The sequence below is a fragment of the Lapillicoccus jejuensis genome, assembly GCF_006715055.1.
GTDB classification, from domain to species: domain Bacteria; phylum Actinomycetota; class Actinomycetes; order Actinomycetales; family Dermatophilaceae; genus Lapillicoccus; species Lapillicoccus jejuensis.
The window spans coordinates 3,643,513-3,667,276 of sequence record NZ_VFMN01000001.1; the positions used below are offsets into that span (position 1 = coordinate 3,643,513).

Genomic DNA, 23,764 nt, shown 5'->3' on the forward strand with positions numbered 1-23,764 from the left:
TCGCGGGTCGGGCGGTGCGGCTCAGGCCGTGCGACGCACCCGGATGATCTTGCGGCGCAGCCAGGCCTTGCGCAGACCACCGATGTAGACGACGCTGCGCGCGAGCTCCCACTGGCCGTACTCGGCGTGCTCGCTCAGAGCACGCCGGACGTCGGAGCGCGACACGGTGCGGGGGAAGCTCAGGACGCGGTACTCGTACTCAGTCATCGTGAGACCCATTCTGTCCCACGAGCCGCTACGGTCGAGACATGACCGCCGACCCGCGTGCCGCGCTGTCCCTGCTCGTCGCTGCACTGGAGCGTCACCTGGAGGTCGCCACCTCCCGGCGTGACCCCGACGACCCGGCGGTCGTCGCCGCCGCCCTCGACCTCGCCGACGCGTTCGACGACTACGACGAGGCCCTCTTCCTCAACACCGAGGTCATGACGCCGCTCGTCGTCGACGCCGACGACGACGAGGACGACGAGGACGAAGAAGACGACGACGACGAGGACGACGACGACTTCGACGGGGACGTGGACGACGCCGCCGCCGGCGGGGTCTACTCCGGCCTCGAGGACGACGACCTCGACTACGGCGACGACGCGGACGACGACGACGACGCGGACGACGACGCTGACGACGACGACGATGACGACGCGGACGACGACGCGGATGACGACGACGACGATGACGACGACGACGCGGACGACGACGCGGACGAGGACCACCCCGGTGCCCGCCGGCCCACCTCGCCGGACCCGACTCGCTGACCGACCCCGCCGCGGCGCCCGCTCGCCCTCCTGCTCAGGTCGCCACCGACGGGTCACCTCCTGATCCGTCCCCGCCGTGGTCCGACGACACCGTGGGCCGGGACCCGTCGTCGTGCCAGCGGCCCTCGGCGATGAGGTCGAGCACGCTGGTCAGCCGGTGAGGGACGGGTGCGGGGCCCCGGCCCGGCGGGTCCCCCGAGGTCACCTCCGGGGCGTCAGGACGCACGTGCTCACGCCAGGCGTCGGCGCGGGCGAGATCGTCGTTGGTGGGCAGGTCGACCAGGCGCAGGTGCAGGACGTCGCCGCTCGGGCCGGCGTACGGAACCCCCTCGCGGTCCACGGCGTCGACGACGGCCGGCAGCGGACCGAGCCGCCGTCCGTGCGCGTCGGTGAACGTCAGAGGGTGTCGACCCCCGGTCCCGACCGGGCCCGGGGGCGAGGTCTCGCCCTGCGGTGACGCCGACATCGTCAGTGTCGGGTCACCCGACATCCTGTACTCGCCCCGGTGGTGGGCGTCGTGGTGGCGAGGACACAGGCACACCAGGCGGTCGAGATCGGTCCGTCCGCCGTCGGCCCAGTGGTCGAGGTGGTGCACCTCGAGGTGCCTGGTGGTCGAGCAGCCCGGGTACCGACAGCCGCGGTCGCGGTCCTCGACGAGCCGCCGGGTGCGGTCGGGCACGATCCGCAGCGCGCGACCGACGCTGATCGGGACCCCGTCGCGCTCGTGGACCGCCTGGGCCGTGCCGTCGCACGCGAACCGGGCCGCGAGGGAGGGCGGGATGGCTCCCCGACCGTTGACCCACGCGCCGTCGGCGGTGAGGTGCACGTAGACGCGGTAGTGCTCGCGCCGGGACCCGGAGGAGCACGAGGCCAGCGAGCGGCGGGCGAGCTCGGTCATCGCGTCGGCCAGCGTCACGCGCGGTCGTCGAAGGACCTCGTCGGTCGGCGCGGTGCCGGGCGTCGCCCCGGTCGACGCCGCGTCCTGCGGGTCCGCGCCGGTGGCCAGCCGGAACAGCGCGTCCTTGGCCTCGAGCAGCGCCTGCTCGACGAGCGCCCCGACGTCAGACGGCGCGTCGTACCGCAGGAAGAAGCGGCCGTCCGCGTGGTGCATCGCCAGCGACGGCTCGGCCGCCGCCCACGCGGGGCTCCCGACGGGGGGAGCGGTCCCGTCGGACGGACTCGGAGCGGACACCGGCTCGTCCGCCACCGGCTCCTCCGCCACCGGTTCCTCGACCGAATCGGGGGAGACGGGCTCCTCGCTGAACCGGTACCGCGAGAGCGCCCGCCGCAGCTGCGGCACCGTCGCGTGCACCGCGAGCTCGGCCGCCGCTCGCTCGTGGTGGGCGGGGACGTGCCGGGCCACGACGACGGCCTGGTCGAGCGACAGGCCGCCGTCGTCCAGCGACGTCGCCACGGTCGGCAGCTCGCCTCGGCGACGGGCGAGGGTGACGACGTCCCGGGCCCGGGACGGGGACACCCCGACACGCAGGACCAGCCAGTGCTCGGCCGAGACGACGCCGCCCCCGGCCCACCGGTCGCCCTCGAGGAGCCGGACGGTCAGCGCGACGAGGTCCGCGTGCGCCCGGTTGAGCCGACCCGCCACCTCGGCGGCCAGCACCAGCAGGTCGTCCACGGGCGGGGCAGGCAGCGGGGTGGCGAGCGCGAGGGACGACATGCGTTCATCGAACACCTGTTCGAATCAGGGCGCAACGAGCCGAGCGCCCAAGGGACCCGATGCGGCTTTCGTCCCTTTCGGCACCGGCCGCCCATGCCGGTCAGCCCGCCGCCGACACCTCGTCCAGTGCCTCGACGAGCTCCGCCGGCAGCTCGAGCTCCTCGCTCGCCAGCGACGTCCGCAGCTGGCCGACGGTCCGCGCGCCGACGACCGGCGCGACCACGCCCGGCCGGTCCCGCACCCATGCCAGGGCCACCTCGGTCGGCGTCACCTGCAGCCCGCGCGCCGCCGTCGCGACGGCGTCCGAGATCCGCATCGCCCGCTCGTCGAGGTACCGCTCGACGAACCGCGGGAACGCCGCCGACCCGGCCCGGGACCCGCTCGGCACCCCCGAGCGGTACTTCCCCGTGAGGATGCCGCGCCCCAGCGGCGACCACGGCAGCAGCCCGAACCCGAGCGACGCCGCGGCCGGCGCGAGATCCGCCTCGGGCGCGCGGTGGATGAGCGAGTACTGCACCTGGTCGGCCACCATCGGCAGCCCCTCGCGCTCGAGCAGGCTGAGCGTGCGGGCGGCCTGCCAGCCGCGGTGGTTGGACACGCCGACGTACGTCGCCCGTCCGGTCGCCACCGCGTGGGCGAGCGCCTTGACCGTCTCCTCGAGGGGCACCTCGTCGCTCCAGGTGTGCACGAGCCACAGGTCGACGTGGTCGGTACTAAGGCGGCGCAGCGAGGTGTCCAGCTGCCGCAGCAGCTCGCGCCGCGACGTGTCCCGGACCCACCCGTCGGCGCGCTCCTCGAGCCCCGACTTCGTGCACAGCACCACCTCGTCCCGGGGCACGACGTCGCCGAGGAGCGAGCCGAGCAGCTCCTCGGAGGCACCGGCGCCGTACGGGAAGGCGGTGTCGACGAGCGAGCCGCCGGCCTCGACGAACGCGGTCAGCTGGTCGCGCGCGTCCTCCGCGTCGACCGTCGAGCCCCACGTCATCGTGCCGAGCCCCAGCCGCGAAACCCGCAGACCGGACCGACCGAGAGCTCTGTGGCGCATGTCTCGCAGGCTATCCCGCACCGTCGCGGGCTCGCCCTCGTGCCCGCTCGCCGCGCCGGATAGCCTGCGGACCATGCGACTGGGAATCAACCTCGGCTACTGGGGCTCGGGCAACGACGCCGACAACGTCCTCCTCGCGCAGGAGGCCGACCGGCTGGGGTACGACGTCGCGTGGGTCGCCGAGGCCTACGGCTCGGACGCCCCCACGGTGCTCTCCTGGGTGGGGGCGAAGACCGAGCGGATCGGCCTCGGCGCCGCCGTCATGCAGATCCCCGCGCGCACGCCCGCGATGACGGCGATGACCGCCGCCACCCTCGACACCCTGTCCGGGGGCCGCTTCCACCTCGGCCTCGGCGTCTCCGGCCCGCAGGTCTCCGAGGGCTGGCACGGCGTGCCCTTCGCCTCGCCGCTCGGTCGCACCCGCGAGTACGTCGACATCGTCCGCGCGGCCCTGCGCCGCGAGACCGTCGCCTACGACGGGAGGCACTTCACGCTGCCGCTGCCCGACGGTCCGGGCAAGGCGCTCAAGCTCACGGTCCACCCCGTGCGCGAGCACATCCCCGTCTACCTCGCCTCGGTCGGCCCGAAGAACCTCGAGCTCGCCGGCGAGATCGCCGACGGGTGGCTGGCCATCTTCTTCAGCCCCGAGCACTCCGGGGAGCTCGTCGAGTCGGTCCGCACCGGTGCCCGCCGCGCCGGCAAAGGGGCCGACGGCGGCGACCCGCTGGCCGGGTTCGACATCGTGCCGACCGTCCCCGTCGTCATCGGCGACGACGTGCAGGCCTGCGCCGACCAGGTGCGGGCGTACGCCGCCCTCTACGTCGGCGGGATGGGCTCGCGCGAGAAGAACTTCTACAACCAGCTCGCGGTGCGGATGGGCTTCGAGGAGGCCGCCGCCGAGATCCAGGACCTCTACCTCGCCCGCCGGCACCGCGACGCCGCGGCCGCCGTCCCGTTCGAGTTCCTCGACGCGACCGCGCTGCTCGGGCCGAAGGAGCGCATCCGCGAGCGGGTGCAGCGGTACGCCGACGCCGGGGTCACCACCCTCACGGTGTCGAGCACGGCGCCGACCACCGACGAGCGGCTCGACGTCGTCCGCACCATGGCGGACGTCCTGTCCTGAGCACCCGTCCCCCCGGGTCCGTCGCGCGGCCCGGGGACCGCCCCGGCCGCGGGGGGAGCCGGGGCGGTCGTCCGGTGGGGGAGTCGGACGTCCACCGCCCCTGCCGCGGCGTGCCGTCCTCCCTACTGTGACGCCTGACGGCACCGACGGCGACCGCTGGGGACGCCTCAGCAGGGGCAGGAACCTGTCACGGGGTCGTCATCCCTCCTCGGCGGGTCCCTCAGCCCCGCCTCAGCGGGCGTGCGCGAGGATGGGCGCCGTCACGCGCCCCGATCCACCACCACCCCCGCCACCACCCCCCGACCGAGAGCGACCTGCTGACGTGTCCGACCTGTCCTACACCGCCGCCGTCGTCCTCGGGATCGTCGAGGGGCTGACGGAGTACCTGCCGGTCTCCTCGACCGGCCACCTCACGGTGGCCGAGAAGCTGCTCGGGCTGCAGGTCGACGACCCGGCGGTGACCGCCTACACCGCGATCATCCAGCTCGGCGCGATCGCCGCGACGGTCCTGTACTTCTTCCGCGACATCGTGCGCCTGCTCGTGGCGTGGGTGCGCGGTCTCGCCTCGGCGGAGGCCCGCCGGCACCACGACTACGCGCTGGCCTGGGCCGTCATCGTCGGGTCGGTGCCCGTCGGCGTCGTCGGTTTCCTGGGCAAGGACCTCGTGTCCGGTCCGCTGCGCAGCCTGTGGGTCGTCGCGGTGGCCCTGATCCTGTGGAGCGGCGTCATGGTCGTCGCCGAGCGGGTGCACGCCCGTCGGGCGGCGACGTCGGGGGAGCGCGGCGAGGGGGACGTCACCGTCCGTGACGGCCTGCTCATCGGCCTGGTCCAGTGCTTCTCGCTCGTCCCGGGCGTCTCGCGCTCCGGCGCGACGATCTCGGCCGGGCTGCTGCGCGGCCTCGACCGCGTCACCGCGACCCGCCTGTCGTTCTTCATGGCCATCCCCGCGCTCACCGCCGCGGGTCTGTACGAAGCCGCCTCGACCGACCTCAGCGCGCTGGGCAAGGGGCAGATGGCCGTCGGCATCGTCATCGCGTTCGTCGTCGCCCTGGCCTCGATCGCGTGGCTGCTGCGCTTCGTCGCGCACCACACCCTGACCTGGTTCGTCGGCTACCGCATCGCGGCCGGCGTCGTCATCGCCGCGCTCCTGCTCGCCGGCACGGTCACCGCGACCTGAGTCACCGCGTGCGTCCGCACCGGTGCGGCACCGGTGCCGCACCGGTGCGGACGCGGGGGATGCCCTGCGGGCTCAGCCGGCCATGACGTAGAGCACGTCGGCGACGCAGACCGGCTTGTCGCCGCCGTCGCGCTCGACGACGAAGGTGATGCTGGCCTGCGTCCCGACGGGGATGTCCTTGACGGCGGTGAGCGTCGCCGTGGCGCGCACCCGCGAGCCGACCGGCACCGGCGAGGGGAAGCGGACCTTGTCGGCGCCGTAGTTGACGCCCATCGTCAGGCCCTGGACGTCGTACACCTCCTTGGCCAGCATCGGCAGGAGGGACAGCGTGAGGTAGCCGTGCGCGATGGTGCCGCCGAACGGTCCGGCGGCGGCGCGCTCCGGGTCGACGTGGATCCACTGGTGGTCGCCGGTGGCCTCGGCGAAGGTGTCGACCTGGGGCTGGGTGACCTCGTGCCACTCGCTGGTGCCGAGCTCCTCGCCGACGGCGTCGCGGAAGGCCTGCAGGGACGGGAAGACACGGGCTGCCATGAGCCCGAACCTACAGCCAGTGCGACCGCTTGAACGCGCGGTACAGCCCGACGCAGACGGTGACCATCACGGCCAGCACGACGAAGTAGCCGTAGTAGAACTCGCGCCCGTCGACGTGGACGCTCGCCTCGAGCTCGGGGATGTACTGGAAGTTCATCCCGTAGACGCCGGCGACCATCGTCGGCACCGCGGCGATCGCGACCCACGCCGAGATCTTGCGCATGTCGTCGTTCTGCTGCACCGAGATCTGCGCGAGGTAGGCGTTGAGGATGTCGGTGAGCAGCCGGTCGTAGGACTCGACGTGGTCGTTGGTGCGCAGCAGGTGGTCCTGGACGTCGCGGAAGAACTTCAGCGTCTCCCGGTCGTCGTTCTCGACGATCGCCTTCTGCGGGTGGAAGAAGAGCCGCTCCATCGCCGACGCCAGGGGGCCGGTGGCGCGCTTGATCTCGAGCACCTCGCGCTTGAGCCGGTAGATGGCGGTCGCGTCCACGTCGCGGGCGCCGCCGAAGACCTGCCGCTCGATCTCCTCGAGGTCGACGAGGATCTCCTCGTCGACGTGGGTGTAGTTGTCGACGACCGAGTCCATCACGGCGTGGAGCACGGCGGCCGGGCCGAGCTGGAGGTGCTCGGACTCCTGCTCCAGACGGCGTCGGACGTCGGCCAGCGGGTTGCCGTCGCCGCGCCGGACGGTGACCACGAAGCGGTCTCCCAGGAAGACCATGACCTCGCCGGTCTCGACGTCCGAGGTCTCCTCGATGTAGCGCAGCGTCTTGAGGACGACGAGCAGGCTCCCGTCGTAGTGCTCGATCTTCGGTCGCTGGTTGCCGCGGACGGCGTCCTCGACGGCCAGCGGGTGCAGCCGCAGCTCGTCGTTGACGAGGGCGAACTCGGCGTCCGTCGGGTCCTTGAGCCCGATCCAGAGGAAGCCGTCGTCCTCGTCGCGCAGCGACGCCAGCTCGTCACTGAGGTCGCCGCACACCTGGCGGCGTCCGTCGCGGTAGATGGCCTGGTCGATGATCACGGCCGCATCCTGTCGTGTCGGTGCAGGGTGGCGTCGACCGCCTCGACCGCGTTGTCCAGGTCCCGGCGCTCGTCGTGGTCCAGCTCGGCGGCGGCCAGGCTCCGGCGGACCCGGCCCAGGTGGTCATCGACCGCCTGACGGTGCTCGTCGCCGGCGAGCCAGGCGAGCTCACCGAGCAGCTGCAGCAGGCGTCGGGCGACCATGGGGTCGGACACCCCGTAGCGACGCGGCTGGGTCAACGCCTCGTCGACGAGGTCGGCGAAGGTCGGCAGCCGCAGCGCCGCCCGGACGGTGCCGGCGTCGTCGCGTTCGACGAGGGGGCGCAGGTCCAGCCGGGTCATCGAGCCCAGCATGGCGCTGAGGTGACCCAGCCCGTGCACCGCGGTCGTCGGGTCGTTGACGCCCGGCGAGAGGGCCTTGGCGACGATGTCCGTCACCTGGCGCAGTCCGTAGCCGAGGTCGCCCACGGCCGTGCGCTCGTGCCCCGTGCGCAGGTGGCCGGCGAGCTGGTCGAGCACCTGCCGGTCCCCGGCCGCCGCGCCGCCGACGCGGCCGACCGGCGTCCCCGCGACGACGGCGCTGCCCACGGGGCGGTCGACCACGCACACCAGGTCGTGGTCGCCGGCGCACCGGGCCAGCCCGGGAAGGTCGACCGCGGTGACGAACCCCGATCGGGCAGCCAGCAGCGGCCGCACCTGCGTCGCCGCCCCCAGGACACCGTCGACGTCGGCGTGCCGGGCCGGCTCGGACCGGTCGAGCTCGGCCCAGTCGCGCACCAGCCGGGAGGTGTCGGCGTGCACCTCGCGCATCATGGTCTCGACCCGGACCTGCCCGGCGAGGTGCGCGAGGAACAGGACGAGGGTGACGACCCCCGCGATCCCGAGGACGAAGGCGAGGCTGACCGCCAGTCGGGGAACGAACTCGGGGTGGGTCCCGTTGCTGCTGCGGACCTGGCGCAGGACGACGAGGGCGTAGGCGAAGGTGCCGAGGAACAGACCCAGGGTGCCTTGGACGAAGACGTCCCCCGTGAAGGTGCGCAGGAGGCGCGGGGAGAACTGGCTGCTGGCGAGCTGCAGGGTGACCACGGTCAGGGAGAAGGTCAGCGAGGTGACCGTGATGAGCGAACCGGAGACGGCCTGCAGGACGGTCCGCGCCGCGTCCGCGTCCCCGGCGAAGAGCCACCCGGCCAGCATCCCCGCTGTGCTCCCGAACTGGTCGTCGACCGCGGCGTCGAGGACGGGCAGGAGCAGGCCGAGGAGGACGGCCAGGGCCACCGCCAGGACGGGGAGCGGCCACAGCCGCGACCGGACCGCGTCGGTGGTCGTCGCCACCTGCTGGCGCACCGGGGAGCTGCTCAGTCCTGGGCCGCCACGACGACGGCGTACGAGCCGACGCCGCGCACGTCACCGGCCGGGACCGAGCGTCGCTCGAGGACCAGCGAGACGAGCGCGCCGGTGGACGGCTCGACGTCGAGGTCCTTGACCGTGCCCAGCTCGTCGCCGAGGACCGAGAGCACCCGCTTGCCGAGCACGGCGTCGCGCTTGTCGTGCAGCGCGTCGACCCGCTCGTCGGCGTCGACGACGACCTCCGCCGACGCGACGGTCACCGCGTCGGCGCCGAGGCCCTGCACGTCGGGCCAGGGCAGGACCGAGCCGTTCTTCGTCCGCTTGAGCAGGAAACCGACGACCTGCCGGCCGGGACCGTCGACGACGACGTCCTTGACCTTGCCGACGCGCTCGGCCGAGGCCGTCGAGACGACCTTGCGGCCCTTGATGTCCGACCAGAGCATCTACGCCCCTCCCTCGAGACCGCGGCGGAAGGCTTCGACGGCGGCGCCGAAGCCGGCCAGGTCGTTGCCCACGAAGTCGCGCGCCCCGTCGGGCACGACGAGGTACTCCTGCGACGCCGAGATCGTCGACGGCAGCGGGATGAGCAGCCGCTTGCCCTTGGACTCGAGCGCCTCGGCGGCGGCGATCTCGTAGCCGACGACCTCGCAGGAGCTCGAGTCGTCGGCGACCTGGACGACGACGTCGACGACCGTGCCGAGCTCGGTGCCGGAGTCGGTGAGGACGCGCGAGCCGAGCACGTCCCCGCCGGAGCCGCCCGAGCGCGCGGACTTCTCGAGCACGGCGTCGCGCGCCTCGAGCACGTCCTGCGACTCGACCATGACCGCCTCGGCGCCGAGGGCCGCGACCGACTCCCAGGCCAGGGCCTCCTTCCTCGGTCCGGCGAACAGGCCGCGCCCGGCCAGGGTGAAGCCGCCGACGCGGCCGCCCGCGGCGGCGAAGACGACGTCCTTGACCTGGGCGACGTCCTCGCCCTGGTAGGTGACGACCGGTCGGCCCTCGATCTCCGAGGTGCGCATGAGCCGGCTCACGGGGTGCCCCCGGGTCCGCCGCCCTGCGGTCCGCCCGGCTTGCGGCCACCCGACGGGTCGACGATGACGCCGCCCCGGCGCCGGCGCGCCTGCACGCCCAGGAACAGGGCGACCGCGAGGACGGCGACGCCCAGCACGACGACCAGCCAGGTCCACCACTCCACGACGTCCGCCTCTCCTGAAGTCCTCGTCCTCACGACCCTGCGGCCGCGAGCCTATGCGGTGCGACCTAGCATTGTCCGGTGCCCACCGTCCTGCTCGTCCGACACGGCCGGACGGCGGCCAACGCCTCCGGCACCCTCGCCGGGTGGACCCCCGGCATCGGCCTCGACGACCACGGTCGAGAGCAGGCGACCAAGGTCGCCGAGCGCGTCGCCGCCGCGGGGCTGACGATCGCGCGCGTCGTCGCCTCGCCGCTGCAGCGCTGCCAGGAGACCGCGGCGGCCCTCGTCGCGACAACGGCGCCCGGCGTCGCCGTCGAGAGCGACGAGCGGCTCGGGGAGTGCCGGTACGGCGCCTGGACCGGCCGGAAGCTCTCCGAGCTCACCAAGGAGCCGCTCTGGCGCACGGTGCAGGACCAGCCGTCGGCGGTCCGCTTCCCCGACGGCGACGACTTCCCGGGCGAGTCGATGGCCGGGATGCAGTCCCGCGCCCTGGCCGCGATCCGCGAGGTCGACGAGCAGGTGCGCGAGGCGCACGGGGCCGACGCGATCTGGGTCGCGGTCTCGCACGGCGACGTCATCAAGGCCGTCCTCGCCGACGCCGCCGGCTCGCACCTGGACCAGTTCCAGCGCATCCAGGTCGACCCGGCGTCGGTCTCGGTGGTGCGCTACACGTCGCGCCGGCCGTTCCTGCTGCGCAGCAACGACACCGGTGGCGACCTCGCCGGTCTGCTCCCGCCACCGCCGAAGCCCGCCGCCGAGGGGGAGGGCGACGGCGAGCCGGACGCGGCAGCGGGGAGCGACCCCGACACCGAGGGTGACGCGATGGTCGGCGGCGGCGCGGGTGCCCCCTCGGCGAGCGGCGCCTGAGGGCGGTTAGGCTCGGGCTCATGCCGGTCCACGACTTCGACCCGCCCGACCGGTTCGTCGTCGGCACCGTCGGGCCGCCCGGAGGGCGCACCTTCTTCCTCCAGGCCGCCGAGGGTCGCCGGCTCGTCTCCGTCTCGTGCGAGAAGGAGCAGGTCTCGGTCCTGGCCGAGAAGGTCGGCGAGCTGCTCGACCAGTTCGCCGGGGGCGCGACGTCCCCGTTCGACGGTCCCGAGGACCTCGAGCCGCTCGCGACGCCGATCGAGGACGAGTTCCGCGTGGCGACACTGTCGCTCGCCTGGGACCCGGCCCGCGAGGTCGTCGTCATCGAGGCCTTCGACTCCGACCTGCCCGAGGCCGAGGAGGGCGAGGCCCCGGACGCGTTCGAGGTCTCGCCGGAGCGTTCGGCCGTGCGCGTCGTCCTCACGCCGCTGCTGGCCCGCGGGTTCGCCCGCCGCGCCCGCACGCTCGTCTCCGCCGGCCGGCCGCCGTGCCCGTTCTGCGGGGGACCGCTGGACCCGACCGGTCACGTCTGCCCGCGCGCCAACGGCTACAAGCGCTGACGGACCCGACGAGGACGTGGACGGACCGAGGACGCCCGACGAGGTCGAGGTCGTCGCGCTCGCGCTGGCGACGAGCGAGCTCGAGGTCGTCGGGCGCGTCACCGACTCCTCCAACGTCGCCCTGCTCGTCGAGGCCAAGGACGCCGACGAGGCCGCCGGGCTGACCGGCGGGCCCGTCTTCGCCATCTACAAGCCGGTCCGCGGCGAGCGGCCGCTGTGGGACTTCCCCGACGGCACCCTCGCGGGTCGCGAGGTCGCGACCTTCGAGGTGTCGCGCGCCGGGGGCTGGGACGTCGTCCCCCCGACCGTGCTGCGCGACGGCCCGATGGGCGAGGGGTCGGTGCAGCTGTGGATCGGCGACCCCTTCGGTCTCGAGCCGGACGTGCGACCCGTCGACGTCGTCCCGCCCCGCCGGGTGCCCGAGGGGTGGATCAGCGTCGTCGACGGCGAGCTGGGCGACGGGGCCGCGGTGAGCATCGTCCACGAGGACAGGGACGACGTGCGCGACGTCGCCGTCCTCGACGCCGTGGTCAACAACGGCGACCGCAAGGGCAGCCACCTCGTGCGCGACCCCGCCGGCCGGCTGTGGGGCTACGACCACGGCGTGACCTTCAGCCCCGACCCCAAGCTGCGCACCGTCCTGTGGGGCTGGGCCGGGGACCCGCTGCGCGACGTCGACCTCGAGCGGCTCGAGCGCCTCCAGGACGCGCTCGGCGGGCCGTCCGAGCTGATGGCCACCCTCGTCGGGCTCCTGCCCGCCCTCGACGTCGACGCCCTCACCCGGCGCGTGCGCCAGCTCCTGCGCACGAAGCGTCACCCGAGCCCCCGCGGCGGCTGGCCCGCCATCCCGTGGCCGGCCCTGTAGTCCCGCCGCGTAGGCTCTCGTCGTGATCGCGTGGCCGTCCCCCTCCCTGCCCGTCGTGCCCGGCTCCGGTCGACCGGTCCGCCTGCGGGACACCGCCTCCGGTGAGGTGCACGAGGTCTCGCCGACCGACGGGCACGCGCGGCTCTACGTCTGCGGCATCACGCCGTACGACGCCACCCACATGGGCCACGCGGCGACGTACGTCACCTTCGACCTGCTGGGCCGCGCCCTGCGCGACGCCGGGCACCGGGTCACCTACGTGCAGAACGTCACCGACGTCGACGACCCGCTGTTCGAGCGGGCCGAGCGCGACGGGGTGTCGTGGGAGGAGCTGGGGCAGCGCGAGACCGCGCTCTTCCGCGAGGACATGACGGCGCTGCAGGTCATCGCGCCCGACCACTACGTCGGGGCCGTCGAGGCCGTGCCGCTCATCGTCCCGGCGATCGAGAAGCTCGTGGCCGGCGGGACGGCGTACGCCGTGCCCGTCCCCGACGACGAGCTCGGCGACGGCGTCGCCCGCGACGACTGGTACTTCGACGCGACGGCGCAGCCGCGGTTCGGCGTCGTGAGCGACCTCGACCACGCGCAGATGCTCGCGCTCTTCGCCGAGCGGGGCGGAGACCCCGACCGCGATGGCAAGCGCGACCCGCTCGACCCGTTGCTGTGGCGGGCCCGCCGCGACGGCGAGCCGTCCTGGCCCGGCAACGACCTGGGCGAGGGTCGCCCCGGCTGGCACATCGAGTGCACGTGCATCGCGCTCGAGCACCTCGGCATGCCGTTCGACGTCCAGGGCGGCGGCGACGACCTCGTCTTCCCGCACCACGAGATGAGCGCGTCGCACGGCGAGGCGCTGCGCGGCACCGAGCCGTTCGCCCGCACCTACGTGCACCAGGCGATGGTCGGGCTCGACGGCGAGAAGATGAGCAAGAGCAAGGGCAACCTCGTCCTCGTCTCCCGGCTGCGGCGCGACGGCGTCGACCCGATGGCGATCCGGCTGGGGCTGCTCGCGCACCACCACGCGTCCGCGTGGGACTGGAGCGACGCCGTCCTGCAGCAGGCGCAGGAGCGGCTCGCGCGCTGGCGCGAGGCGCTGTCGCGCGACGGCGGCCCGTCGAGCGAGGCGACCGTCGCGGCCGTGCGCGAGCGGCTGGCCGACGACCTCGACTCGCCCGGCGCGCTGGCCGCCGTCGACGCCTGGGCCGAGCAGGCCCTCACCACCGGTGGCGAGGACCGCGGCGCCCCGGGCGTGCTCGCGCGCGCCCTCGACGCGCTGCTCGGCGTCCGGGTCTGAGACCGGGCCATTCCCGGGCCGGCCCGGGCCGGCTCGGGCCGGCTTGCGGCGCTTCAGGCCGGCGGGTCGTCCCCTCGGCGGCGCAGGTAGCGCTCGAACTCGCGGGCGATGGCGTCGCCGCTGGCCTCGGGCAGGTCGGCCGTGTCGGTCTGCTCCTCGAGCGACTGGACGTACTCGGCGACCTCCTCGTCCGACTCGGCGAGCTCGTTGACGCCGCGCTCCCACGCCCGGGCGCTCTCGGGCAGGTCGCCCAGCGGGATGGTGACGTTGAGCACCGCCTCGAGCTTGCCCAGCAGGCTGAGGGTGGCCTTCGGCGAGGGGGAGCCGCCGGCGTAGTGCGGCACCGCGGCCCAGCAGGTGATGCAGGTCAGCCCGGCCTGGGTCGAGACGTCGGCGAGGACGCCGACGATGCCCGTCGGGCCCTCGTACCGGCTCGCCTCGGCCTCGTAGCGGGCGCGGACCTGCTCGTCGTCGGCGGTGGTCGTCACGGGGATGGGACGGGTGTGCGGGACGTCGGCGAGCAGCGCGCCGAGGATGACGACGGTGTCGACCCCGAGCTCCTGGGCGTACTCGAGCAGCTCGATGGTGAAGGTGCGCCAGCGCACCGACGGCTCGATGCCCTCGACGAGGACGACGTCGCGGTCGAACCCCGTGCGGCGGGCCAGGAGGATCCGGGTGGTCGGCCACTGCACGCGGCGGCGGCCGTCCTCGGTGACGACCCGGGGCCGGTTGACCTGGAAGTCGTAGTAGTCCTCGGGGTCGAGCGAGGCCACGGGCTCGGCGTCCCAGACGTCGGCCAGGTGCGCGACGGTGGCCGTGGCGGCCTCGCCGGCGTCGTTCCAGCCCTCGAACGCGGCCACGAGGATGGGGTCGCGCAGGGGCGGGACGTCCTCGAGCTCGAGCACGTGGACCTCCGTCCGTCGGTGGGGCTGTGGGGTGCGGCGGGACGCCGTACGGCGACCTGCTCCCTCACCCTATGCCGGGTGGTCGGGGCGTCGTCGGCGCATCCCTAGACTGCCGGGGTGTCGAGCCCCGCCCCCGCCTCCGCCCGCGCGACCGGTGAGCCGACCGGCGGGCGCCTGCCCGCGGCCGTCCTGTGGGACATGGACGGCACCCTCGTCGACAGCGAGCCCTACTGGATCGCCGAGGAGCACGCGCTGGTCGAGGAGTTCGGCGGCACGTGGAGCGACGAGCACGCCCACGCCCTCGTCGGGAACCCGCTCGAGGTGTCGGCGCAGTACATCCTCGACCACTCGCCGGTGACGCTGTCGGTCACGCAGGTGGTCGAGCGGCTGATGGGCGGGGTGATGGCGCGCGTCGAGGCGCAGGTGCCGTGGCGGCCCGGAGCGCCCGAGCTGCTGGCCGCCTGCCGCGAGCGGGGGGTGCGCACCGCCCTCGTGACGATGTCCTGGCGACCGTTCACCGACCTCCTGACGCGCGTGCTGCCCGCCGGCTCCTTCGACGTCGTCGTCCCCGGCGACGCGGTCACCCACGGCAAGCCGCACCCGGAGCCCTACCTCACCGCCGTGCGGGAGCTCGGCCTGCGCGCCGCCGAGTGCGTGGCGCTCGAGGACTCGCCCTCCGGGGTGGCCTCGGCCGTCGCGGCCGGCGTGCCGACGATCGCCGTCCCGCACGTCGTGCCCGTGCCGCGCACCGTCGGGGCGGTGCAGGTGCCCACCCTGGCCGGCCTCGCCCCCGAGGACCTCCTGCCGCTGCTCGACGCGGCCGCGCGGTAGCCGTCGCCGGCGCTAGTCCTCATCCTCCAGCGCCGCCGAGCCGTGCGGGTCGACGGCGAGGTCGACGGCGTGGGTGGGCAGCGGCGGCGGGGTGCCGCCCCAGGCCGGGCACAGGGCCTTGAAGTCGCACCAGCCGCACGTGCGGCCCCGGCTGGGGCGCCAGTCACCGGTCGCGGCGGCCTGCTGGATCGCGGCCCACACGGCCGTGACGTTGCGCTCCGTGGCGCGCAGGTCGTCCTCGTCCGGCTCGTAGCGCAGGACCTCCTGGTTGCCGAGGTAGACCAGCTGCAGGACGCGCGGGACGACCCCGTGCATCCGCCACAGCACCAGTGCGTAGAAGCGCAGCTGGAACAGGGCGCGCTGCTCGTAGCTCTCGCCGGGGGAGCGGCCCGTCTTGTAGTCGACCACCCGCATGGCACCGTCGTCGGCGACGTCGAGCCGGTCGACGATCCCGCGCAGGGTGAGCGTGCCGTCGGGGGTCGGCACGTCGGCCTCGACGTAGAGCTCGCGCTCGCGCGGCTCGAGCGCGGTCGGGTCCTCGAGGGTGAACCACTGGTCGAGCAGCCGGCCCGCCTCGGCGAACCACGACTGCGGCGTGCGCTCCTCGTCCGCCTCGATCATCCGGGCGAGCTCGGGCTCCTCCTCGACGAGCCGCTCCCACTCGGGCTCGACGAGCGCGCGGGCGGCCTCGGTCGTGCGCTCGGGCGCGGGGAGGTCGAAGAGCCGCTCGAGGACGGCGTGGACGAGGGTGCCGCGCGCGGCGGCCGGGGACGGCGGGGCGGGCAGCCGGTCGACGACGCGGAACCGGTAGAGCAGCGGGCACTGCTTGAAGTCGGCGGCCCGGCTGGGCGAGAGCGCCCGGGAGCGGCCGGGCAGCGGCTCGCGCAGCGGCACGGGCTGCGCGGTCGTCGTCATGGCCCGAGGGTACGTCGCGCCGCCGACAGCGCTCCCGCGGGACACCCGTCGTGCTGGGATGGGGCGGTGGACGAGGACGACCAGGACCTGGTGCTCGTCGTCGACGGTGCCAACGTCGTCGGCTCCCGGCCGGACGGCTGGTGGCGGGACCGTCCGGGCGCGGCCGTCCGGCTGCACCGCCGGCTCACCGACGCGGTGGGTGACGGGCGGGTCGCCGTACGGCGGCTCGTGCTCGTCCTCGAGGGGTTGGCGCGGCGCGGGGTGGAGGCGGGCGAGCTTGACGGGGTGACCGTCGTGCACGCTCCCGGCTCGGGCGACGACGAGGTCGTCGGGCAGGTCGCGGCCCTCGTCGGCGCCGGGGAGCGGGTCGAGGTGGTCACCGCCGACCGCGGCCTCACCGAGCGGGTCGAGCGGGCGGGGGCCTCCGTACGGCGCCCCGGCCGGCTCCTCGAGGTCCTCGACGCCCTCTCGGGCTCAGGGCAGCAGCCCCGCGGTCCGCGCGCTGGTGAGCAGGCGACGCCGCATCCACCAGCGCGGGCCGACGGTGGCCCCGGCGACGAGCGCGACGGCCACGACGCCGGGGGTCCCGGGGAACTGCGGCAGGAACACCACCGCCGGACCGGCGACCGCGCCGAGCGCCTCGACCAAGGACGCGACCTGCCCCGGCGGTGAGGACTCGGCGCGGACGAGCGCGGCCGCCACGGCCCGGTCCTCGGGCGGCAGCGGCATCCGCTGCACCAGACGGGCCCTGACCTCACCGACCCGGTGGCGGTCCGCCCCGGACCACAGGGCGCGCCCCTCGGGCGAGCGCAGGTCCGCCCACCACCGGCTCGCCACCGTGGCGACGACGCCGAGGGCGGCGACTCCGAGGACGAGGGCGAACGGCACCCGGTCCGGCCCGGACGTGGCCGGCCACCGGCCCCGCAGCACCAGGAGGAGGACACCGACGGCCACGAGGACGACGGCGGCGACGACGGTCTGGCGCACCAGGTAGCGCCGTCGGGTCGTCACGCCCGCCGTGCTCACCACAGCCGTTCCGGCCGGACGCCCTGGCGGCGGGCCACCAGGGTCTGCCGCCCGATCGTCACCAGGGCCGAGAGCGCGATCGAGGCCGCGGCGGCGAAGAGGACGAGCAGCAGCCCGCCGTCGGGCTGCCGGGCGGCGTACGCGATCTGCGCCGCGCAGAGCACGAGCAGCCCCGCCATGGTCAGCGCGGTGAGCGCTCCCTGCTCGACGACCGCCACGGCCAGGGGGCGCTGCTCGGGGGTCAGCCGGTCTCCACGACGCAGCACCCGGGTCACCTCGCTGAGGCGGCCCGGTCGCGGCACCTGCGCCGCGTGCCGCGCGCGCCAGCGGGCGTGACCGACGAGCGCGACGACACCGGTGGCGACGCAGACCAGCGCCGCCACCACGTCGACCAGCGAGGTCGTCCGGCTGTCCACGGCCCACCCCCCAGAGCTGCGCCGCACGAGGTGGCGCGGCTGCCCCGGACGCTACTCCTGCGCGGTCAGCCGCGCCGCGTCGCGGCCAGCAGGTCGGCGCGCACGGAGCGGGTGCGGCGCACCTCGGCGACGCCGACGGCGACGAAGACGACGAGGTGGGCGATGGTCGCGACCAGCTGGCTCTGGCCGGCGACCTGGCGGCTGAGCGCGAACGAGACCCCCACGACGAGGAACGCCAGCACCACGACGAAGCCGATCGACCGGCCGAGCCCGAGGCGCCGGCTGACGACGCGAGCCAGGTCGTCGGCGACCTCCTGCGCGGCGGCGTCGAGCGGCTCGCCGCGCCGCAACCGCTCGCGGACCGCGCCGACCTCGGCGAACCCGGTCCCCGAGCGCGCGGCGACCCGCTGCTCGGTCCGACTGGGCAGCCGCAGCAGGGCCCAGGCGCCGAGGACGACGGCGAGGTCGACCACGACCCCCTGCGCCACCGACCCGGCCGCGGTGCCCTGACCGCCCGCGAGCAGCACGAGGGCACCGACGCCGCCGACGACGAGCAGGAGCAGCGCGGCGAGCCGCAGGTCGCTGCACAGGAAGTAGCGGGCGGCGAGGCTGCGCGGCTGTGACACGGCGTCGTCAGCGGGCCCGCCGGCGCCGGGCTGGTGGGCGATGCGGCTCACGCCTTGCGCGTCGACGCCGAGGACGCTGACGAGGCCGTACGGAGCCGTCGAGGGACCAGGCCGATGCGCGCGCCCTGGGTGAGCAGCCGGTGGGTGCGCTGGATCCACCACACGACGGCGACGACGAGCAGGACCGCGGTGCCGGCCAGCAGCCACCAGGCCTTCAGCACGACCGCGAGGACCGCGACGAGGACGGCCAGGCCGACCCACACCAGGGCGACGTACCGCTGCGCGTCGGCGCGCTCGACGACCTGCTGCGCGACGCGGCGGTCCGCGGCCGACATGGGGGAGCCGGCCCGCAGGGCCTGCCGCACGCGTTGTTCCGACCGCCAGTCGCTCGCCATCACGCCTCCGTCCTCATGCGCTGATCCTGCCGCATCGGCCCCGCTCAGTCCTCCGGCTGGTAGCCGAGGTTGGGCGAGAGCCAGCGCTCGGCCTCCCGCAGGGTCCAGCCCTTGCGGGCCGCGTAGTCCTCGACCTGGTCGCGCGCGAGGCGGCCGACGACGAAGTACTGCGACTGCGGGTGGCTGAAGTACCAGCCGCTCACGGACGCCCCCGGCCACATGGCCATGCTCTCGGTGAGGGTGATCCCGGTCTGCTCCTGCGCGTCCAGCAGCTCCCACAGGGCGAGCTTCTCGGTGTGGTCGGGGCAGGCGGGGTAGCCGGGGGCGGGACGGATGCCGCGGTACGTCTCCTTGATGAGCTCCTCGGGGGAGAGGTGCTCGTCGGTGGCGTAGCCCCACAGCTCCTTGCGGACCCGCTGGTGCATCCGCTCGGCGAACGCCTCGGCGAGCCGGTCGGCGACCGACTCGAGCAGGATCGCGTTGTAGTCGTCGAGGTCGGCCTTGAGACCGGCCACTCGCTCCTGCGAGCCGAGACCCGCGGTGACGGCGAAGCCCCCGACGTAGTCGGGCAGCCCGCTGTCCTTCGGGGCGACGACGTCGCTGAGCGAGCGGTTCGGCACCCCCTCGCGGTGCTGGCCCTGCTGGCGCAGACCGTGCAGGACGGTGCGGACCTCGCTGCGCGTCTCGTCGGTGTAGACCTCGAGGTCGTCGCCGATGCTGTTGGCCGGCCACAGCCCGACGACCCCCTTGGCCGTCAGCCAGCGCTCGGCCACGATCCGGTCGAGCATGGCGTTCGCGTCGTCGAACAGCCGGCGCGCCGCCTCGCCCGAGGCGGGGTTGTGCAGGATGTCGGGGTAGCGGCCCTTCATCTCCCACGCCGCGAAGAACGGCGACCAGTCGATGAAGGGGCGCAGCTCCTCGAGCGAGTAGTCCGCGTAGGTCCGGGTGAACTGCCGCGCGACGTCGTGGCGGTGGTCGCAGGCCGGGCCCTGGCAGACGTCCTTGGCCTGCTGGGCCAGCAGCCGCGGACGCGGCGGCCGGTACGACGACCAGTCCAGGACGGGGGCCGCCGCACGGGCCTGCGCGAGGGTGAGCATCCGCCGCTCTCCGTGCTTGGCCTCGTGGCGGGCGCGGACGCCCTCGTAGTCGGCGGCGGTCCGCTCGAGCAGCCCCGGACGCTGGTCCTCCGACAGCAGCGCCGCCGCCACCGGGACCGAGCGCGACGCGTCCTTCACCCAGATGACCGGGCCGTGGTAGCGCGGGGCCACCTTGACCGCGGTGTGCGCCTTGCTCGTCGTCGCGCCGCCGATGAGCAGCGGCAGGTCGAGACCCTGGCGCTCCATCTCCTGCGCGAAGCCGACCATCTCGTCCAGCGACGGCGTGATGAGCCCGGACAGGCCGATGATGTCGGCCTTCTCGGTCCTGGCCGCCTCGATGATGCGGGCCGTCGGCACCATGACGCCGAGGTCGACGACGTCGTAGTTGTTGCACTGGAGCACGACGCCGACGATGTTCTTGCCGATGTCGTGCACGTCGCCCTTGACCGTCGCCATGACGATCTTGCCCTTGGGCTTCTCCTCGGTGTCGCCGGAGGCGAGCTTCTCCTCCTCGATGAACGGGATGAGGTAGGCGACGGCCTTCTTCATCACCCGGGCGCTCTTGACGACCTGGGGGAGGAACATCTTCCCCGCGCCGAACAGGTCGCCCACGACGTTCATGCCGTCCATGAGCGGGCCCTCGATGACCTCGATGGGCTTGCCCCCGCGGGCGGCGATCTCGGCGCGCAGCTCCTCGGTGTCGGTCTCGGCGAACTCGTCGATGCCCTTGACCAGGGCGTAGGTGATCCGCTCCGAGACCGGCTTGGTCCGCCACTCCTGCTCGACGGCCTCCTGCTTGGTGTCGCCGGTGTTGTAGCGGTCGGCGACCTCGAGGAGCCGGTCGGCGGCGTCGGGCCGCCGGTTGAGGACGACGTCCTCGATCCGCTCCCGCAGGTCGGCGTCGATCTCGTCGTAGACGACGAGCGCGCCGGCGTTGACGATGCCCATGTCCATGCCCGCGCGGACGGCGTGGAACAGGAAGACGGCGTGGATGGCCTCGCGGACGGGGTTGTTGCCCCGGAACGAGAACGAGACGTTGGAGACACCGCCGGAGACCAGGGCCCCGGGCAGGTTCTCCTTGATCCACCGGGTGGCCTCGATGAAGTCGACGCCGTAGTTGGCGTGCTCCTCGATGCCGGTCGCGACGGCGAAGACGTTGGGGTCGAAGATGATGTCCTCGGCCGGGAACCCCACCTGCTGGGTGAGGATCTCGTACGCCGTCGCGCAGATCTCCTTGCGGCGCTCGAGGGTGTCGGCCTGGCCGTCCTCGTCGAAGGCCATGACGACGACGGCGGCGCCGTACTTGCGGCACAGCCGGGCGTGCTCGAGGAAGGGCTCGACGCCCTCCTTCATCGAGATCGAGTTGACGATGGGCTTGCCCTGCACCGTCTTCAGACCGGCCTCGATGACCTCCCACTTCGAGGAGTCGACCATGACCGGGACCCGCGAGATGTCCGGCTCGGACGCGATGAGCTTGAGGAAGCGGTCCATCGCCGCGACCCCGTCGATCATCCCCTCGTCCATGTTGACGTCGATGACCTGCGCGCCGGACTCCACCTGCTGGCGGGCGACGTTGAGCGCGGTCGGGTAGTCCTCCTCCTTGATGAGGCGGCGGAACCGGGCCGAACCCGTGATGTTGGTGCGCTCGCCGACGTTGACGAAGAGCGAGTCCTCGTCGACGGTCACCGGCTCGAGACCGGACAGCCGCAGCGCCGGCCGCACCTGCGCGGGCACCCGCGGCTCGCAGCCGTCGGCGGCCTTGGCGATCGCGGCGATGTGGTCGGGGGAGGTGCCGCAGCACCCACCGAGCAGGTTGACCAGGCCGTCGGACGCGAACGCGCCGACCACCGAGGCCATCTGCTCGGGGGTCTCGTCGTACTCCCCGAACGCGTTGGGCAGACCCGCGTTGGGGTAGCAGGAGACGAAGGTGTCGGCGACCCGGGCCAGCTCGGCGACGTACGGGCGCATCTCGTCGGCGCCGAGGGCGCAGTTGAGGCCGATGGCCAGCGGGCGGGCGTGCCGCACGGAGTTCCAGAACGCCTCGGTGACCTGCCCCGACAGGGTGCGCCCGGACGCGTCCGTGATGGTGCCGGACAGGATGACCGGCCAGCGCCGGCCGGTCTGCTCGAAGAGCGTCTCGACGGCGAAGATCGCCGCCTTGGCGTTGAGGGTGTCGAAGATCGTCTCGACGAAGAGCAGGTCGGCGCCGCCGTCGACGAGGCCGCGCGCTGCCTCGAGGTAGGCCTCGACGAGCTCGTCGAAGGAGACGTTGCGCGCCCCGGGGTCGTTGACGTCCGGGGAGATCGACGCCGTCCGGTTCGTCGGGCCGAGCGCGCCGCCCACCCAGCGCGGCCGGTCGGGCGTGCGCCGCGTCATCGCGTCGGCCTCGGCCCGGGCCAGCCGCGCGGACGCGAGGTTGAGCTCGTAGGCGAGGTCCTGCATGTCGTAGTCGCGCATCGAGATGCGGTTGGCGTTGAACGTGTTGGTCTCGAGCACGTCGGCGCCCGCCGCGAGGTAGTCGCGGTGGATCCCGCCGATGACGTCGGGCTGGGTCAGCGAGAGCAGGTCGTTGTTGCCCTTGAGGTCGCTCGGCCAGTCGGCGAAGCGCTCACCGCGGTAGTCCGCCTCCGAGAGCCCCTGGCGCTGGATCATCGTCCCCATCGCCCCGTCGAGGACGAGGATGCGGCGGTGCAGGTGCTCGGTCAGCTCCGGCGTCGCGTCGGGGCGCCAGGCGGTCTCCGGCCGGGCGGTGCCGTCGGCCGTCGTCGGAGTGTGGGTCACAGGCAGGTCAGCGTCCTCAGCAGTCGGTCCGGCCAGGGGTCGCGCCGGTCGAGCACCCAGTATGGCGCGGGGCACCGACGCCCCCCGCGGCCCGTCCGCTCCGTGACCGGGCCGGACGGCCTGTCGTAGGGTCGTGCCCATGACCGCCGGCCCGACCGCCCCGTCGTACGGCTGGCGGGTCGGGAGCCTGCGAGGCGTGCCCGTCTTCATCGGCCGCTCCTACCCGCTCATCGCGCTGGTCGTCGTCGGGCTCACCGCCTTCCGGGTCCCCGACCCGCGCACCGGGCAGACCGGCGGCCTGTACGGCGTCGCCGTCGGCGTGGCGAGCGCGCTGCTGCTCCTGGTGTCGGTGCTCGTCCACGAGGGTGCGCACGCGGTCGTCGCCGCCCGGCTCGGGCACCGCGTCGACCGCATCGTGGCCGACGTCTGGGGCGGCCACACGGTGTACGACGGCGGGGTGGCCCGCCCCGGGTCGAGCGCCGCCATCGCCGTGTCGGGCCCGGTCGCCAACCTCGTCGTCGCCGGCCTCGCGTACGCCGCCCGGGGGCCCGTCGGGGACGGGACGCCCGGTCTGCTGCTCTCCTACCTCTTCCTCGGCAACCTCCTCCTCGGGGTCGTCAACCTGCTGCCGGGCCTGCCCCTCGACGGCGGCTTCGTCGTCGACTCCCTCGTGTGGAAGGTGACCGGCAGCCGCCACGTCGGCCTCCTGGTCGCCGGGTGGCTCGGCCGGCTGCTCGTCGTCGCGGCCGTGCTGCTGCTCGTCGGCCTGCCGCTGCTGCGGGGGGCGTCGCCGGCGCCGTTCACCGTCGTCTACGTCGCCCTCATCGGCGCCTTCCTGTGGAACGGGGCCACCGCTGCCGTGCGGGCCGGCGGCAACGGACGGGCCATGGAGCGGGTGCCGGTCGGGCAGGTGCTGAGGCCGGTCGCCTCGGCGGGCGTCCACGAACCGTTGGGGCAGGTGCTCGCCCGGCTCGACGGCTTCCCGGGCGCCGTCGTCGTCCACGCCCCCGACGGACGGCCCGCCGGCCTGCTCGACCGGGAGGCGGCGCACGCCGTCCACCCCGCCGACCTCACGGCCGGGCTGACCACCGCGGCCGTGCTGCTGCGCCAGCCGCCCGGGTGGGCCGTCGTCGTCGACCCGGCGGCCGACAGCGCGGTGCTCGTCGACGCCGTCGTGTCGGCGGGTGGTGGTCCGGACGACCCGGTGCCCGCGCTCGTCGTCGTCCTCGACCCGTCCGGTCGGCCGGTCGGGTCGGTGTCGCTCAGCGAGCTCGACGCCGCCGTTCGCGCGCGACGCTGACCACCGCCGGGCGCCGGACGGCCC

General features: G+C 74.2%; 25 protein-coding genes. 9 read left to right on the plus strand and 16 right to left on the minus strand.

Translation table 11 applies throughout. The annotated features are described in order from the left end of the window. Positions 1-21: 21 nt before the first annotated feature. The gene (locus FB458_RS16860; protein ID WP_141849521.1) at positions 22-207 is read right to left on the minus strand and encodes a DUF5703 family protein; all 186 of its coding nucleotides are present in this window, start codon (positions 205-207) and stop codon (positions 22-24) included. Between the two features lie 41 nt (positions 208-248). Here FB458_RS16860 and FB458_RS21665 point away from each other — a divergent pair, with 41 nt between their 5' ends. Next, the gene (locus FB458_RS21665; protein WP_211356079.1) at positions 249-752 is read left to right on the plus strand and encodes a hypothetical protein; all 504 of its coding nucleotides are present in this window, start codon (positions 249-251) and stop codon (positions 750-752) included. Between the two features lie 34 nt (positions 753-786). Here the strand turns inward: FB458_RS21665 and FB458_RS16870 are convergent, their stop codons facing one another. Together FB458_RS16870 and FB458_RS16875 are read right to left on the minus strand one after the other, a co-directional pair. Then, positions 787-2,427: an HNH endonuclease signature motif containing protein gene (locus FB458_RS16870; protein WP_141849522.1), complete on the minus strand. Its 1,641-nt coding sequence runs from the start codon at positions 2,425-2,427 to the stop codon at positions 787-789. Between the two features lie 100 nt (positions 2,428-2,527). Then, positions 2,528-3,472, minus strand: a complete 945-nt coding sequence (locus FB458_RS16875; RefSeq protein ID WP_141849523.1) for an aldo/keto reductase — start codon at positions 3,470-3,472, stop codon at positions 2,528-2,530. A gap of 73 nt (positions 3,473-3,545) precedes the next feature. On the opposite strand from FB458_RS16875, the gene FB458_RS16880 reads away from it, so the two are divergent. Beyond that, the gene (locus FB458_RS16880; RefSeq protein ID WP_141849524.1) at positions 3,546-4,595 is read left to right on the plus strand and encodes an LLM class F420-dependent oxidoreductase; all 1,050 of its coding nucleotides are present in this window, start codon (positions 3,546-3,548) and stop codon (positions 4,593-4,595) included. A 322-nt stretch (positions 4,596-4,917) separates the two neighbouring features. After that, positions 4,918-5,772 carry an undecaprenyl-diphosphate phosphatase gene (locus FB458_RS16885; protein ID WP_141849525.1) on the plus strand — a complete coding sequence of 285 codons (855 nt, stop codon included), beginning with the start codon at positions 4,918-4,920 and terminating at the stop codon, positions 5,770-5,772. A 72-nt stretch (positions 5,773-5,844) separates the two neighbouring features. Here FB458_RS16885 and FB458_RS16890 read toward each other — a convergent pair whose 3' ends face one another. The 6 genes from FB458_RS16890 to FB458_RS21440 are packed head-to-tail and all read right to left on the minus strand — an operon-like array spanning position 5,845 to position 9,865. Beyond that, positions 5,845-6,303, minus strand: a complete 459-nt coding sequence (locus tag FB458_RS16890) for a MaoC family dehydratase (RefSeq protein WP_141849526.1) — start codon at positions 6,301-6,303, stop codon at positions 5,845-5,847. 10 nt (positions 6,304-6,313) lie between these two features. Beyond that, positions 6,314-7,324 (minus strand): magnesium/cobalt transporter CorA, encoded by a 1,011-nt coding sequence (gene corA / locus FB458_RS16895; protein WP_141849527.1) that lies wholly within the window; start codon positions 7,322-7,324, stop codon positions 6,314-6,316. Next, a complete protein-coding gene (locus tag FB458_RS16900; RefSeq protein WP_211356080.1) occupies positions 7,321-8,667 on the minus strand; it encodes a DUF2254 domain-containing protein in 1,347 nt (448 codons plus the stop codon). Before FB458_RS16900 ends, corA begins: the two co-directional genes overlap by 4 nt. A gap of 11 nt (positions 8,668-8,678) precedes the next feature. Continuing rightward, entirely contained in the window at positions 8,679-9,113 is a 435-nt protein-coding gene (locus FB458_RS16905) for a PRC-barrel domain-containing protein (protein ID WP_141849529.1), read from the minus strand. Then, positions 9,114-9,701: a PRC-barrel domain-containing protein gene (locus FB458_RS16910; protein WP_141849530.1), complete on the minus strand. Its 588-nt coding sequence runs from the start codon at positions 9,699-9,701 to the stop codon at positions 9,114-9,116. Continuing rightward, the gene (locus FB458_RS21440) at positions 9,698-9,865 is read right to left on the minus strand and encodes a hypothetical protein (RefSeq protein WP_170185717.1); all 168 of its coding nucleotides are present in this window, start codon (positions 9,863-9,865) and stop codon (positions 9,698-9,700) included. The genes FB458_RS16910 and FB458_RS21440 overlap by 4 nt, the downstream gene beginning before the upstream one ends. Before the next feature lie 78 nt (positions 9,866-9,943). Between FB458_RS21440 and FB458_RS16915 the strand changes: the two genes are divergently transcribed. From FB458_RS16915 to mshC, 4 genes are read left to right on the plus strand one after another with little or no spacing between them, the layout of a single operon-like run. Further along, positions 9,944-10,732 carry an MSMEG_4193 family putative phosphomutase gene (locus tag FB458_RS16915; protein WP_141849531.1) on the plus strand — a complete coding sequence of 263 codons (789 nt, stop codon included), beginning with the start codon at positions 9,944-9,946 and terminating at the stop codon, positions 10,730-10,732. Between the two features lie 20 nt (positions 10,733-10,752). Beyond that, a complete protein-coding gene (locus tag FB458_RS16920; RefSeq protein ID WP_141849532.1) occupies positions 10,753-11,292 on the plus strand; it encodes a DUF3090 domain-containing protein in 540 nt (179 codons plus the stop codon). Positions 11,293-11,308: 16 nt separating this feature from the next. Continuing rightward, positions 11,309-12,157 carry an SCO1664 family protein gene (locus tag FB458_RS16925; protein WP_141849533.1) on the plus strand — a complete coding sequence of 283 codons (849 nt, stop codon included), beginning with the start codon at positions 11,309-11,311 and terminating at the stop codon, positions 12,155-12,157. A gap of 22 nt (positions 12,158-12,179) precedes the next feature. After that, entirely contained in the window at positions 12,180-13,448 is a 1,269-nt protein-coding gene (gene mshC, locus FB458_RS16930; protein WP_141849534.1) for a cysteine--1-D-myo-inosityl 2-amino-2-deoxy-alpha-D-glucopyranoside ligase, read from the plus strand. Positions 13,449-13,501: 53 nt separating this feature from the next. Here the strand turns inward: mshC and FB458_RS16935 are convergent, their stop codons facing one another. Further along, positions 13,502-14,353 (minus strand): PAC2 family protein, encoded by an 852-nt coding sequence (locus FB458_RS16935; protein ID WP_141849535.1) that lies wholly within the window; start codon positions 14,351-14,353, stop codon positions 13,502-13,504. A gap of 117 nt (positions 14,354-14,470) precedes the next feature. Here FB458_RS16935 and FB458_RS16940 point away from each other — a divergent pair, with 117 nt between their 5' ends. Further along, positions 14,471-15,184 (plus strand): HAD family hydrolase, encoded by a 714-nt coding sequence (locus tag FB458_RS16940; RefSeq protein ID WP_281286111.1) that lies wholly within the window; start codon positions 14,471-14,473, stop codon positions 15,182-15,184. 12 nt (positions 15,185-15,196) lie between these two features. Here the strand turns inward: FB458_RS16940 and FB458_RS16945 are convergent, their stop codons facing one another. From FB458_RS16945 to metH, 6 genes are all read right to left on the minus strand, one after another. Next, positions 15,197-16,099 (minus strand): RecB family exonuclease, encoded by a 903-nt coding sequence (locus tag FB458_RS16945; RefSeq protein ID WP_141849536.1) that lies wholly within the window; start codon positions 16,097-16,099, stop codon positions 15,197-15,199. A 474-nt stretch (positions 16,100-16,573) separates the two neighbouring features. After that, entirely contained in the window at positions 16,574-17,110 is a 537-nt protein-coding gene (locus FB458_RS21445) for a hypothetical protein (protein WP_170185718.1), read from the minus strand. An 11-nt stretch (positions 17,111-17,121) separates the two neighbouring features. Next, positions 17,122-17,541 carry a hypothetical protein gene (locus FB458_RS16960; RefSeq protein WP_141849537.1) on the minus strand — a complete coding sequence of 140 codons (420 nt, stop codon included), beginning with the start codon at positions 17,539-17,541 and terminating at the stop codon, positions 17,122-17,124. Positions 17,542-17,606: 65 nt separating this feature from the next. Then, positions 17,607-18,218 (minus strand): hypothetical protein, encoded by a 612-nt coding sequence (locus FB458_RS16965; RefSeq protein ID WP_141849538.1) that lies wholly within the window; start codon positions 18,216-18,218, stop codon positions 17,607-17,609. After that, entirely contained in the window at positions 18,215-18,565 is a 351-nt protein-coding gene (locus FB458_RS16970) for a hypothetical protein (protein WP_141849539.1), read from the minus strand. Before FB458_RS16970 ends, FB458_RS16965 begins: the two co-directional genes overlap by 4 nt. A 41-nt stretch (positions 18,566-18,606) precedes the next feature. Next, on the minus strand, positions 18,607-22,440 hold the full coding sequence (metH, locus tag FB458_RS16975; protein ID WP_246061309.1) for a methionine synthase: 3,834 nt from the start codon (positions 22,438-22,440) through the stop codon (positions 18,607-18,609). A 139-nt stretch (positions 22,441-22,579) separates the two neighbouring features. Between metH and FB458_RS16980 the strand changes: the two genes are divergently transcribed. Beyond that, positions 22,580-23,740, plus strand: a complete 1,161-nt coding sequence (locus FB458_RS16980; RefSeq protein WP_141849541.1) for a site-2 protease family protein — start codon at positions 22,580-22,582, stop codon at positions 23,738-23,740. Positions 23,741-23,764: the final 24 nt, after the last annotated feature.

What these genes read in the sequence shown, in the direction of transcription:
- FB458_RS16920 (WP_141849532.1), top strand. Translation starts at nt 10,753, where the DNA reads ATGCCGGTCCACGACTTCGACCCGCCCGACCGGTTCGTCGTCGGCACC.
- FB458_RS16905 (WP_141849529.1), bottom strand. Translation starts at nt 9,113, where the DNA reads ATGCTCTGGTCGGACATCAAGGGCCGCAAGGTCGTCTCGACGGCCTCG.
- FB458_RS16890 (WP_141849526.1), bottom strand. Translation starts at nt 6,303, where the DNA reads ATGGCAGCCCGTGTCTTCCCGTCCCTGCAGGCCTTCCGCGACGCCGTC.
- FB458_RS16880 (WP_141849524.1), top strand. Translation starts at nt 3,546, where the DNA reads ATGCGACTGGGAATCAACCTCGGCTACTGGGGCTCGGGCAACGACGCC.
- FB458_RS21665 (WP_211356079.1), top strand. Translation starts at nt 249, where the DNA reads ATGACCGCCGACCCGCGTGCCGCGCTGTCCCTGCTCGTCGCTGCACTG.
- FB458_RS16875 (WP_141849523.1), bottom strand. Translation starts at nt 3,472, where the DNA reads ATGCGCCACAGAGCTCTCGGTCGGTCCGGTCTGCGGGTTTCGCGGCTG.
- FB458_RS16870 (WP_141849522.1), bottom strand. Translation starts at nt 2,427, where the DNA reads ATGTCGTCCCTCGCGCTCGCCACCCCGCTGCCTGCCCCGCCCGTGGAC.
- FB458_RS16945 (WP_141849536.1), bottom strand. Translation starts at nt 16,099, where the DNA reads ATGACGACGACCGCGCAGCCCGTGCCGCTGCGCGAGCCGCTGCCCGGC.
- FB458_RS16860 (WP_141849521.1), bottom strand. Translation starts at nt 207, where the DNA reads ATGACTGAGTACGAGTACCGCGTCCTGAGCTTCCCCCGCACCGTGTCG.
- FB458_RS16980 (WP_141849541.1), top strand. Translation starts at nt 22,580, where the DNA reads ATGACCGCCGGCCCGACCGCCCCGTCGTACGGCTGGCGGGTCGGGAGC.